14 protein-coding genes are annotated in these 11,415 nt (G+C 67.3%); 4 read left to right on the top strand and 10 right to left on the bottom strand.

The features are described 5' to 3' along the window. Positions 1–154 precede the first annotated feature (154 nt). The 8 genes from Q8J98_RS11620 to Q8J98_RS11655 form a co-directional block, all read right to left on the bottom strand. The gene (locus Q8J98_RS11620) at positions 155–661 is read right to left on the bottom strand and encodes a hydrolase (RefSeq protein ID WP_305294488.1); all 507 of its coding nucleotides are present in this window, start codon (positions 659–661) and stop codon (positions 155–157) included. A 137-nt stretch (positions 662–798) separates the two neighbouring features. Continuing rightward, the gene (gene rplI / locus Q8J98_RS11625; protein ID WP_305183073.1) at positions 799–1,377 is read right to left on the bottom strand and encodes a 50S ribosomal protein L9; all 579 of its coding nucleotides are present in this window, start codon (positions 1,375–1,377) and stop codon (positions 799–801) included. A gap of 11 nt (positions 1,378–1,388) precedes the next feature. Continuing rightward, positions 1,389–1,616, bottom strand: a complete 228-nt coding sequence (gene rpsR, locus Q8J98_RS11630; RefSeq protein WP_305183074.1) for a 30S ribosomal protein S18 — start codon at positions 1,614–1,616, stop codon at positions 1,389–1,391. Positions 1,617–1,642: 26 nt separating this feature from the next. Then, positions 1,643–2,089 (bottom strand): 30S ribosomal protein S6, encoded by a 447-nt coding sequence (rpsF, locus tag Q8J98_RS11635; RefSeq protein WP_305294489.1) that lies wholly within the window; start codon positions 2,087–2,089, stop codon positions 1,643–1,645. Positions 2,090–2,233: 144 nt separating this feature from the next. After that, entirely contained in the window at positions 2,234–2,833 is a 600-nt protein-coding gene (locus Q8J98_RS11640; protein WP_305294490.1) for an inner membrane-spanning protein YciB, read from the bottom strand. 4 nt (positions 2,834–2,837) lie between these two features. Beyond that, entirely contained in the window at positions 2,838–3,737 is a 900-nt protein-coding gene (locus Q8J98_RS11645) for an EamA family transporter (RefSeq protein WP_305294491.1), read from the bottom strand. A 91-nt stretch (positions 3,738–3,828) separates the two neighbouring features. After that, a complete protein-coding gene (ftsY, locus tag Q8J98_RS11650; RefSeq protein WP_305294492.1) occupies positions 3,829–4,830 on the bottom strand; it encodes a signal recognition particle-docking protein FtsY in 1,002 nt (333 codons plus the stop codon). Between the two features lie 105 nt (positions 4,831–4,935). Then, the gene (locus Q8J98_RS11655) at positions 4,936–5,643 is read right to left on the bottom strand and encodes a lysoplasmalogenase family protein (protein WP_305294493.1); all 708 of its coding nucleotides are present in this window, start codon (positions 5,641–5,643) and stop codon (positions 4,936–4,938) included. 289 nt (positions 5,644–5,932) lie between these two features. Here Q8J98_RS11655 and Q8J98_RS11660 point away from each other — a divergent pair, with 289 nt between their 5' ends. Both Q8J98_RS11660 and Q8J98_RS11665 read left to right on the top strand, forming a co-directional pair. Continuing rightward, on the top strand, positions 5,933–7,006 hold the full coding sequence (locus Q8J98_RS11660; protein ID WP_305294494.1) for an alkane 1-monooxygenase: 1,074 nt from the start codon (positions 5,933–5,935) through the stop codon (positions 7,004–7,006). 62 nt (positions 7,007–7,068) lie between these two features. Then, on the top strand, positions 7,069–7,464 hold the full coding sequence (locus Q8J98_RS11665) for a hypothetical protein (RefSeq protein WP_305294495.1): 396 nt from the start codon (positions 7,069–7,071) through the stop codon (positions 7,462–7,464). A 10-nt stretch (positions 7,465–7,474) separates the two neighbouring features. Here the strand turns inward: Q8J98_RS11665 and xseA are convergent, their stop codons facing one another. Continuing rightward, complete coding sequence (gene xseA / locus Q8J98_RS11670) at positions 7,475–9,070, bottom strand: exodeoxyribonuclease VII large subunit (RefSeq protein WP_305294496.1); 1,596 nt, start codon at positions 9,068–9,070, stop codon at positions 7,475–7,477. A 158-nt stretch (positions 9,071–9,228) separates the two neighbouring features. Between xseA and Q8J98_RS11675 the strand changes: the two genes are divergently transcribed. Continuing rightward, the gene (locus Q8J98_RS11675; RefSeq protein ID WP_305183083.1) at positions 9,229–9,465 is read left to right on the top strand and encodes an excalibur calcium-binding domain-containing protein; all 237 of its coding nucleotides are present in this window, start codon (positions 9,229–9,231) and stop codon (positions 9,463–9,465) included. A 28-nt stretch (positions 9,466–9,493) separates the two neighbouring features. Here the strand turns inward: Q8J98_RS11675 and Q8J98_RS11680 are convergent, their stop codons facing one another. Then, the gene (locus Q8J98_RS11680) at positions 9,494–10,021 is read right to left on the bottom strand and encodes a hypothetical protein (protein WP_305294497.1); all 528 of its coding nucleotides are present in this window, start codon (positions 10,019–10,021) and stop codon (positions 9,494–9,496) included. An 87-nt stretch (positions 10,022–10,108) separates the two neighbouring features. Between Q8J98_RS11680 and purD the strand changes: the two genes are divergently transcribed. After that, positions 10,109–11,371, top strand: coding sequence for a phosphoribosylamine--glycine ligase (gene purD, locus Q8J98_RS11685; protein WP_305294498.1), 1,263 nt, complete (start codon positions 10,109–10,111; stop codon positions 11,369–11,371). Positions 11,372–11,415: the final 44 nt, after the last annotated feature.

The following is an 11,415-nucleotide window of genomic DNA, read 5'->3' on the forward strand; positions in this document are numbered from 1 at the left end:
CTTCGGGCACAGGTTTGGCCTATGCCGACGCCGTTATCCAGCGCGAATTTCCTCCGCGCTGCTACACAACGCCCGCCGCATGCGCCTGCGGCAGCGCAAGACCGGGCGCACCTGCCCCGGCGCGTGTTCGCGCCGGGGTTGCATTGCGCGGTCGTCACACCTCGGCAAAGCCCACAACGTAGTTCTTGCCGTAGGCCTTGGCGCATTTCGGGCAGGTGGTGTAATAGAAATACGCCTGCCCATCCGGTTTTCCATGCGCCGCCGATATTGCCTGCAGCGCCTCGTGCCAATGCCGCGCCTCGGCGAAGCTGCCTTCGAACACCTTGGTCACGAAATCGCCGCTGAGTGTCGTCACCTCTTCGCCGGGCACCGCGGCGCGGATAGCGAAAAGGTGCTCGGCGCTCCAGGGCGAAAGCTCGCGGCTCAGCACCACGAAACCCTCGGGTTCCACCGCCGCGCCCGCGTCGAGCTTGCCCAGAACCCTGCCGAAGACCGTGCCCCAGTTCAGCGGAATATGCATGACGCTGCGGGTCAATGCGCGCAAGAACGCCTTGTCGCGGAAATGCACCTCGGCACCGTCCCAGCCTTCCGGGTTGAATTTCGCGCAACAGCCGGTGGTGTTGGTGCTGGTGTCCAGACGGGGAACAACATTCATGTTCATCGCAACCCCCTGTTAAAATGCCAGTGCGGAGAGTCTGCCACGGGCCGGGCTGAGCCGCGCTGACCTGCGTCAAGGCGGCATGAAAAAATCCGCGTCCGGTTGCCCGGGCGCGGATTCATTTCAGCAAGGCGCTGGTATCAGAGGTCTTCGCCGTCTTCGTTGGCGGCACCGATATCGTCGAACAGCTCGGCGATTTCGAAGTCTGCGGCAGCTTCCGCCTCGGCGGCGAGCTGCTGGATCGATTTGCCTGCGGCCTGCAACTCGGCTTCTTCTGCCGAGCGTGCCACGTTCATGGTGATCGTTATCGCGACCTCGGGGTGCAGCACCACGGAAACGTCGTGCAGCCCAAGCTCCTTGATCGGCGAATCAATCACCACCTGCTTGCGGTCAACGCTGAAGCCTGCGGCGGTCGCCGCTTCGGCAACGTCGCGCGCGGTGACCGAACCGTAAAGCGCCCCGGCGTCTGAGGCCGAGCGGATCACGATGAACTTCTGCCCGGCGAGCTTCTCGCCGGCCGCCTCGGCCTCTTTGCGGGTTTCGAGGTTGCGCGCTTCAAGCTGCGCCTTGCGGGTCTCGAAACTCTTGATGTTGGCATCAGAGGCCCTGAGCGCCTTGCCTTGCGGCAACAGGAAGTTGCGCGCGTAGCCGTCTTTGACCTTGACCACTTCGCCCATCTGGCCAAGCTTGGCCACACGTTCCAGAAGGATGACTTGCATGTGCGCGCTCCTTATTTCACGGCGTAGGGCAGCAGGGCGAGAAAGCGCGCGCGCTTGATCGCGCGGGCCAGTTCACGCTGCTTGATCGCCGAAACGGCGGTGATTCGCGCGGGCACGATCTTGCCGCGCTCGGAAATGTAGCGCTGCAGCAGCCGCACGTCCTTGTAGTCGATCTTCGGCGCGTTGTCGCCCGAGAACGGGCAGACCTTGCGGCGGCGGAAAAACGGTTTGTTCGCCATGGTTTATGTCCTTTCCAGCTGCCAGATCAACGACGGTCGAAACCGCCGCGGCGTTCGCCGCCACGGTCACCACCACGATCGCCGCGGTCGCCACGGTCGCCACGGTCACGGTCGCCGCGGTCGGGGCGGTCGCCACGCTCGCTGCGCTCGTCGCGCTTTTGCATCTGCACCGAAGGGCCGTCTTCATGGGCATCGACCTTGATGGTCAGCACCCGCATGACGTCGTCGTGCAGCCGCGCCAGACGCTCCATCTCCTGCACGGCACCCGCGGGGGCATCCGATTTGAGAAAGGCGTAGTGGCCCTTGCGGTTCTTGTTGATCTTGTAGGCCATCGTCTTGACGCCCCAGTATTCGTGTTCAACGACCTTGCCGCCGTTATCCGCGATCACCGTGGAGAAATGTTCGATAAGGCCTTCGGCCTGCGCGTTGGAAAGGTCCTGACGCGCGATCAGCACATGCTCGTATAGCGGCATGCAAACTCCTGTCTTCTCAGGCGGCTTCATAGGCGGGCGAACACTTCCGCGACCCGCCACGAGAGGCTCAGCCAATTACGTGAATGCGGAAGATGCGGCTTCATATAGGCCCCCCCCAGCCGACGCAAGCGAAATGGCTGCCGCTCAGTCCTGCTTTGGGGCGGCGTGGCGGGCGAAGAGACGCGCCTGCGCCATGAAGAAGCCAAAGACCAGCACGGTGAGACCGAAGGTCTTGAAGTTCACCCAGGCCTGGTCCGACATCGTGCGGGCGATCGCTTCGTTGAGCACCGCAAGCCCGAGAAAGAAGGCAATCAGCCGCCAGGTCAGAATCCGCCAGCCCACGGGCGTCAGCGGCAGCACCTCTTCCATCACCAGCGCCAGCCAGGATTTTCCCAGCGCCATGCCAAGGCCAAGGATGCCGGCAAACATGAGGTAGATGATCGTCACCTTCATCTTGAGGAACCGGGGGTCATTGAGCCAGATCGTCAGCCCGCCGAACACCACCACCAGCACCAGCGTTGCCACCTGCATCGGCGAAAGCCGCCCGGTGAGCCGCCAGAGAACAAGGGTCGAAGCCACCATCAGCGGCACAAAGAGCGCGGTGGCAAGGATGAAGCCCGAATACTCGGTGCCCGCGAAGCTGAAGCTGCGTGCCTTCAGCCGCCCGAAAGCGATGAAAAACGCCAAGAGCGGCCCGAACTCCAGCCCGAATTTCAGCCACGGGTTGATCTTTCTGCCTGCCATGTCTCTATCCCGCCATTTCCACCACCACCGCGCCTGCCGCGATCAGCGCCATCAGCGTAACGCGGCGCGGCCCGGTCCGCTCACCCAGAATGACCCATCCGATCAAGGCCGCGAACACTGTCGAGGTTTCGCGCAATACAGCCGCCTCGCCAACCTTGTCCAGTCGCGTCGCCAGCATGATTGCGCCGAAGGAGAAAAAGGCGACAAATGCGCCTAGCACGCCGCGCTTGGCCAGCGGCAACACCTCTGCCGCCGCCAGCCCGCGCCAGCGGCGAAACGTGAGCGCGGGCATGAACCAGCCGTCGATGAAAAAGAACCACGCCAGAAAGGTGAAGGGGTCGGCGGTGGCGCGGATGCCGTAGGCATCGTAGGTGGTGTAAAGCGCCACGAAGGCACCGGTCAGCACCGCGAGGCCCAGGGCGGGGCCAAGCGTGTCACGCGCCAGCGTGACATTGCGCAGATTGTAGATCGCGAGCCCGAAGATCCCCGACAGGAGCATTGCCAGCCCGGCCCACTGCCCCGCGTTGAAATGCTCGCCAAAGATCAACCCCGCACCGAGGACCGCGAACAGCGGGCCGGTGCCGCGCACCACCGGATAGACCACGGTATAGGCTCCGCGCTGGTAGGTCATTGCCTGCGCCAGCTTGTAGCCCGCGTGGATGAAGAACGCGCCGGCGAAGATCGGCCACATATGCGGTTCGGGCCACGGCACCACGAACAGCGCGAACGGCGCGGCGAGAAGGCCGTAGCTTGCGTCGATCGCCGCGCGGCTGATCCAGGGGTCGTGACGGCCCTTTTGCAGCGCGCCGAAGACCGCGTGCAGGAAGGCGGCAACCAGCGCCAGCACCAGCGCCAGTTGGTGGCCCGCAGCCGTGCCTTCGAGGCCGATCAGCCAGGCGCTCATGGTGCCATGCGCCTGCGGCGGGCGTTGGCGGGGGGCCTTCTGCCCCCCGCACCCCCCGAGGGTATTTGGACGTTGAAGACACGCAAGGGCATCAGCTTTCGGAACCTACCAGTGCGCGGGCAAAATCATCCGGGTCGAAAGCGGCGAGATCGTCGATCTGTTCGCCAATGCCGATCGCGTGGATCGGCAGGCCGAAGCGGTCGGCCAGCGCCACCAGCACGCCGCCCTTGGCGGTGCCGTCGAGCTTGGTCATCACCAGGCCCGAGACATCGGCGAGCTTGCGGAAGATCTCGACCTGGTTGAGCGCGTTCTGGCCGGTTGTGGCGTCGAGCACCAAAAGCGTATTGTGCGGTGCCGAGGGGTCTTTCTTGCGGATCACCCGGACGATCTTGGCCAGTTCCTCCATCAGGTCGGCGCGATTTTGCAGCCGGCCCGCGGTGTCGATCAGCAAGAGGTCGGCACCGTCTGCCTGCGCCCTGGTCATCGCGTCAAAGGCGAGGCTGGCGGGGTCAGAGCCTTCGGGCGCGGTCAGCACCGGCACCCCGGCGCGCTGGCCCCAGATCTGCAACTGCTCCACCGCGGCGGCGCGAAAGGTATCGCCCGCCGCGATCACCACGGTCTTGCCTGCCGCGCTCAGCTGGGCGGCGAGCTTGCCGATGGTGGTGGTCTTGCCTGAGCCATTCACCCCCACCACCAGCACCACCTGCGGCCTTTGCGGATAAAGCGGCAACGGGCGCGCTACCGGTGCCATGATGCGGGCAATCTCGGCGGCCAGCGCCGATTTGATCTCGGGCAGCGACAGCCGTTTGCCGATCCGTCCTTCGGCAAGGTTCGCGGTCACCCTTGCGGCGGTGCTTACCCCCATGTCGGCGGCGATCAGCAGATCTTCGAGGCTTTCGAGCATGGCAGCGTCGAGCACACGGCGCGGGGCGGCTTCGTCGCCACGCCCGAGGATGCGGCCGAACAGGCCGGGTCTGGCCGTGGCTTCGGCATCGGCGGGCTGCGGCGCTTCGGTGACGATTGCGGCAAGGCCTTCGTCGAGTTTCTCCGACGATCGGACGAGGCGGGACTTGAGCTTGGCAAAAAACGACATCGGCAGCCCTTTCGGTTGCCCCTCACCTAATCAATCGCGGCGCGCCTGGAAAGGCCCAGAGCCTGCCCGGCAAACTTGGACTCCGGTTTTGTCACCTGACGGACTCTAGCCTTTGGCGATCAGCCACCAGATGCCCCCATCTTTCAGGCTGCCCAGAAGGATCAGCGCCTGCCCCGCCCAGTAGGCGGGCCAGAGTGCCAGCGCCAGGGCCCGGCGGGCGGCGGGGGCAGCGATCACGAAGCGTTCGAGCGCCAGCATCAGGTCGGAGGCGACGAACAGCGCAACCCCGAGCCGCAGCGCATCTTTGCCCGGTCCGGCGGCCACCAGTGCCGCCGCCGCCATCAGCCCGATCACCCCCACATAGGCCCGCACCGGTCCCCGAAGCGCGCCGGTTCGCGGCGCGAGCCAGAGCTCGGTCGAGGCGAGCAACAGGCCAAGCAGCGCCAGAGCAGCGAGGTCGGAAGGCGCGGGGGCCCAGGCACTGCCGCCCGCCAGCCCCGCGAGGTGGAAAAGCGGCGCTGCCGCGAAAGCCAGCGCATAGGCGAGATGCCCGGCGGCAAACGCCCCCATCCCTGCCAGAAACGCCTGCGGGCCAGGGCGCGACAGCGCCAGATCGCCAGCCGCCCCGAACGCCAGCCCCGCGACGACCAGCCAGGGCACCGCAGCCGCCCAGCCCGCCAGCGCCAGCAGCGCCACCGAGGCGGTCTTGGCGGCACTGCGCGGCCAGGATGCGCAAGCGCCGCTTGCCCAGCGAAATTCATAGACGAGCGCGAGGCTCGCCGCCGCCAGGATGAATGCTGTTGCGTTACCCATCGCGCCCCCGCCCGGAGTGGCGCAATCCTGCCCCGAAATGCAGGCCGCGGCAATGCCGCAGCACGGGCAAGTGGTGCAGACAAGAGGTCCGGCGCTGCGCGGGGCACCCACCCCCCGACGGGGCGCGCAACCACCGTGCATTTTCCCGGATTGCGGCGCTTTTGCCGTGCTCAAACCGCCTGCCAAGCCGCGCCGAGCCTCGGGGTCGGGTCCGAACCTTTGCTGCGCCCGAAAAACAATACTGCAAATTACCGGCCCGGATGACTAGAATGCTGCCCGGAGGTGCCCGATGCCCCTATCCCCGCTTGCCCGTTTCACCCGCCGCGTGCCCGAGGTTTCGGCCTTTGCCATCGCCACGCTGGCACCGCTGCCGCTTCTGGTGCTGGGTGCCTTTTTCGGCGGCGCCTGGGCGTGGGGGGCGCTGGCGCTGATCACGCTGGTGACCTTCGCGCTGGATGAACTGGCGGCGCTGCCCACCCCGGATGCCCCCGAGGGGCGCGCCTTTCCCGCCGCCGACACGCTTTCGGTGGCCTTGGCGCTGGCGCATTTCGCGGCGCTGGCGCTGGTGGTTTTTGCGCTTTCGGGGGGAACCGGGCTTGGCGTTGCAAGTTCGGTTGCGGTCTATCTCGGCTTTGGCCTGTTCTTCGGCCAGGTCAGCAATGCCAATGCGCATGAACTGATCCACCGCGCCGACCGCAGGCTCTTCTGGCTGGGCATGTGGGTCTATATTTCGCTTGCCTTCGGCCACCATACCTCGGCGCATCGACTGGTGCACCACCGCTTTGCCGCCACCGAAGATGACCCGAGTTCGGCGGCGCTGGGCGAAGGTTTCTGGGCTTTTGCGCCGCGCGCCTGGAAGGGCGGATTCGTTGCGGGCTACGAGATGGAAGAGGGGCTGCGGGCGCGCAGCATCGGCAGCGCGCGGCGCAACCCCTATCCGCTTTATCTCGGCGGTGCCGGCGCGGTGGCGGTGGCGGTGACGCTGGCATTCGGCTGGCGCGGGTTTCTGGCCTGGCTGGCACTGGTGGCCTATGCGCAACTGCAACTGCTGCTGTCCGATTATGTGCAGCACTACGGTCTGCGGCGGCGGACCGGCCCCGATGGACGCCCCGAGCCGATCGGGCTTGCGCATAGCTGGGATGCGCCGCACCCCGCCTCGTCGCTCTGGATGCTGAATGCGCCGCGCCATTCCGACCACCACGCGCACCCGGCACGGCCCTATCCGGCGCTGCAACTTGGCACCCTCGGTGCGGATCGCCCGATCCTGCCGCGCTCGCTGCCCACGATGGCTGCGCTGGCGCTGTTCCCGCCGCTCTGGCGCCGGGTAATGGACCACCGCGTGCGCGCGCTCCAGCAGGCGTGATCGGGTCGGGGCTATCGCGCAGGCGCGCGATCTGGCAGGCTGGTGCCAGGAGGGCGATCAGTATGCGTCTTTTGCTCGCTGCAATACTCGTGATCGCGCCGCTTGCCGCAGCGGCAGAGGACACGCTTGACGCCGATCAGTTCGATGCGCGCACGCTTGGGCGCACCATTACCTACAGCCGCTTGGGCGAGGTTTACGGCACCGAGGAATACCTGCCCGGGCGGCGGGTTCGTTGGGCCTTTACCGGCGGTAGTTGCAAGGAGGGCAGCTGGTTTCAGCGCGAAAGCTACATCTGCTTTGCCTATGACACGAGGTCCGATCTGCAATGCTGGACCTTCACCGAAACCGATGCCGGGCTGGTGGCCCGGTTCATGGGCGATGCAGAGGGCGACCCGTTGGTGGCGCTCCGCGAAAGCCCGCTGCCACTGGCCTGCGCCGGTCCCGACGTGGGCGTTTGAGCCTGCGGCTTCAGAACAGGCTGCCCTGACCGCCGGGTTCGCCCCTTGGCTTGCGCGGTTTCGGTGGCGCGGCAACGGGCGCGGCGGTGCCCGGCGCGAGGGTCTGCACCGGCAGGCGGCCATCGTGAAACTCGATCTCCAGCGCCGCGCCGCGCCGCGCCGCCTCGCGTGAGGTTACAAGCTCGTCGCCCGCCCAGACCAGCGCAAAGCCACGCCGCAAGGTCTCGGTATAGCCGAGCGTCACCCGCACCCGGTCGAGCCGCGCCAGCCTTTCGGCAAGCGCCAGCAGCCGCGCGCGCGGGGCTGCGGCAAGCCTGTCGTGCAGCGCTTTGACCCGCGCGTGGTTGAGCGCGATCAGCCGAAGTGCGTCGGCCCGGTTGCGGCCGAATGCCGGGGCAAGGCGGCCAGACCAGTCGTCTAGCCGTTGCCGCTGCCGCATGGTGCGCGCGCCGAATGCCAGCGGCAGGCGCGGCCAGCGCGCTTCCAGCGTTTCGCGCTCCTTGCGCAGGAAGCGGCGCAACAAATCGGGCCGCACCAGCGCTGCCACCGGGCCGAAGGCGTTGCGCTTGCGCGCCGCAAAGCCGCTCAGCGCCGGTCCCAGCCGTTCCGCCCAAAGATCGAAGCGTTGCCGCGACGCGAGGGTCAGCGCGCCGGGTCGCCCGAGGCCGCGCCCAAGATCGGTCAACCGCTGCCGCCGCGCGTCGCCCCGCTGCGCCACCGCGCGCGCCAGCCGCGCGCCCTGCTCGCCCGCCCAGGCGATCAGTTCCATGCGCACCGGAACCGCCATTTCCGCCGCCGCCGTGGGCGTGGGGGCGCGCAGATCGGCGGCAAAGTCGATCAGCGTGGTATCGGTTTCGTGCCCGACCGCCGAAATCAGCGGAATCCGGCTTTCCGCCGCCGCCCGCACCACAATTTCCTCGTTGAAGCCCCAGAGATCCTCAAGGCTGCCGCCGCCGCGCGCCACGATGATAAGGTCAGGCCGTGGCAAGCCGCCCGTAGGAAATGCGTTCAGGCCGCGAATTGCCGCCGCCACTTCGGGGGCACAGGCCTGCCCCTGCACCGCCACCGGCCAGATCAGCACCCGGCGCGGAAAGCGGTCGCGCAAGCGGTGCAGAATATCGCGGATCACCGCGCCGGTGGGTGAGGTGACCACCGCAATCACCTCGGGCAGGTAGGGAATGCGCTGCTTCCTTGCCGCGTCAAACAACCCCTCGGCCGCCAGCGCAACCCGCCGCTTTTCCAGCATTGCCATCAGCGCGCCGGCACCTGCCGGTTCCACGTCCTCGACGATCAGCTGATATTTCGACTGGCCGGGGAAGGTGGTCAGCCGCCCGGTGGCGATCACCTCCATGCCCTCTTCGGGGCGCACCGCCATGCGCGCGACCTGCCCCTTCCAGCTGACCGCGGCCAGCACGGAACGGTCATCCTTGAGGTCGAAGTAAAGATGCCCCGAGGCGGGCCGCGACACCCGCCCCACCTCGCCGCGCACCCGCACCCGTGCAAACTCACCCTCCAGCACCCGCTTCACCGCGCCGGAAATTTCCGAAACGGTGAATTCGGGGGCATTGCCACCGGCGGTGGGGGTGTCGTCGTCGATCAGGTCCATGGCAATTTGTGCCCCATCCCCGCCCCCGGCGCAACGCGAGAGCGCACCCGGTCTTGCCGCATTTCCGCTAGGCCATCCTCCGCTCGCATCGGGCGGCAGATTTTGTTAACCTTTCCGCGTGCCGCCTGCGCCGCCGCCCGACCCGAAAGGCCCCCGCCATGCTGCGAGCCTGCCTTGCCGCAATTCTCCTTGCCCTTGCCGCTACACCTCTGCCCGCGCAGAGCTGCCACCCGAGCTATGCCGGTGTCTGCGTTCCCATCGCTTCGGATGTCGATTGCGCGGGCGGTGGCGGCAACGGTCCGGTCTATGTGACAGGCCCGGTCTATGTGGTCGGCCCCGATGTCTATAAGCTCGACCGCGATGGCGACGGGGTGGCGTGCGAACCCAGGAAGTAGCCCCGGCAGGCACCGCCCGGCATCGCGGTCAATCGCCGCCGCTGGCGTAGGCGTCGCTCGATTGCTGGCCAGCGCCGTTGCCGACCCCGCGCCAGCCACAAAAGAGCATCCCCGTCGCCAGCCCGGCAAAGGCCAGCAGCACGAACGGAAACATGCCGAAAATCGCCAGACCCACACCCACCACGATCATTGCCAGCGCGGGCAATTCCAGCGGCGGGCTTTTGGCGGGCGGCCAGTGCGCGGGCGGAGGGGCGGAGCCGAAGGTCTGCATGTAAAGCGCGCGGGCGCGGATATAGCCGGGGTTGCGCAGCGGCTTCGCCGGTGTCTTGAACGGTGCGATGCCAAGCGCAGTCGCTTCGGCAGCGCTGCGCCACGCCGCAACCATCGGTGCCAACGGCGGCGGCAGCAACCGCAGCTTCGTGCCCATCGCCAGGTAGAGAAACCGCCGCGCCTCGGTGATTGCCTCGGCGCTTGCGCCCGCCGCTGCGTCCTCGGGCGTGGCGGCCACGACCCTTGCCCAAAGTGCCGGATCGGGTGCTGCGGGGGCTTCGGTCATGGCTGTCGATCCTCTCTGCACTTGTGCCGCCTTGGCCCAGACTCTAGAACGCGGGGCGGCAACGGCCAAGCATTTCGGGGGCAATGAATGAACATCCTGATCCTGGGCGGCGGCGGGCGCGAACATGCGCTGGCATGGGCGATCAAGCAGAACCCGAAGTGCGACCGACTGATCGTGGCACCGGGCAATGCGGGCATCGCGGCGATCGCCGAAGTGGCCGATATCGACATTCTCTCCGGCGCGACCGTGGTGACCTTCTGCGAGGAAAACTCCATCGACTTCGTGGTGATCGGCCCCGAGGCCCCGCTCGCCGCAGGCGTGGCGGATGCGCTGGCCGGGGCGGGCATCCTCGCCTTCGGCCCCTCGGCGGCCGCCGCACGGCTTGAGGCTTCCAAGGCCTTCACCAAAGAGGTCTGCGATGCCTGCGGTGCCCCGACCGCCACCTGGGCGCGGTTCGCCGAAGCCGCCCCGGCGCGCGCCTATGTTCGGGCGCAAGGCGCGCCGATCGTGGTCAAGGCCGATGGGCTGGCGGCGGGCAAGGGCGTGGTGGTGGCGATGACCGAGGCCGAAGCGGTTGCGGCGATTGACGAGATGTTTGGCGGCGCGCTGGGTGCCGCAGGTGCCGAGGTGGTGATCGAAGAGTTCATGACCGGCGAAGAGGCGAGCTTTTTCGTGCTCTGCGATGGCGAGGCCGTGCTGCCGATCGGCACCGCCCAGGACCACAAGCGCGTCGGCGAGGGCGACAGTGGCCCCAATACCGGCGGCATGGGGGCCTATTCGCCCGCCCCGGTGCTGACCGATGCCATTGCCGCGCAGGCGCTGGGCGAGATCATCCGGCCCTGCCTTGCCGAGATGGTCCGTCGCGGCACCCCCTACAGGGGAGTGCTCTTTGCCGGGCTGATGATCGAAAACGACCAGGCCCGACTGGTGGAATTCAACTGCCGCTTCGGCGACCCCGAAGCCCAGGTGCTGATGCTGCGGCTTGGGGCGCAGGTGCTGGATCTGTTGCTGGCCACGGCCGAGGGTCGGCTTGCCGAGGCAGCGGTGAACTGGGCCGATGACCACGCGCTCTGCGTGGTGATGGCGGCACGGGGCTACCCCGGCAGCTATGGCAAGGGATCGGTGATCGGCGGCCTTGAGGCGCTGCCGCAAAGCTCGCGCGAAATGGTCTTTCATGCCGGAACCGCCAGCCGCGACGGCAAGATTGTCGCCAACGGTGGCAGGGTGCTGAACGTTTCAGCCCGCGGCGCAACGCTGGCCGAGGCGCATGCGCGCGCCTATGCAATGGTCGATCGCATCGCCTGGCCCGAGGGTTTTTGCCGCCGCGACATCGGCTGGCGGGCGCTCTGACGCAGAAAGACCAGGGCTTCTTCATCGCCCAAATACCCCCGCCG

The sequence above is a fragment of the Phaeovulum sp. genome, from assembly GCF_030684035.1.
In the GTDB taxonomy this organism is placed as follows: Bacteria; Pseudomonadota; Alphaproteobacteria; order Rhodobacterales; family Rhodobacteraceae; genus UBA6213.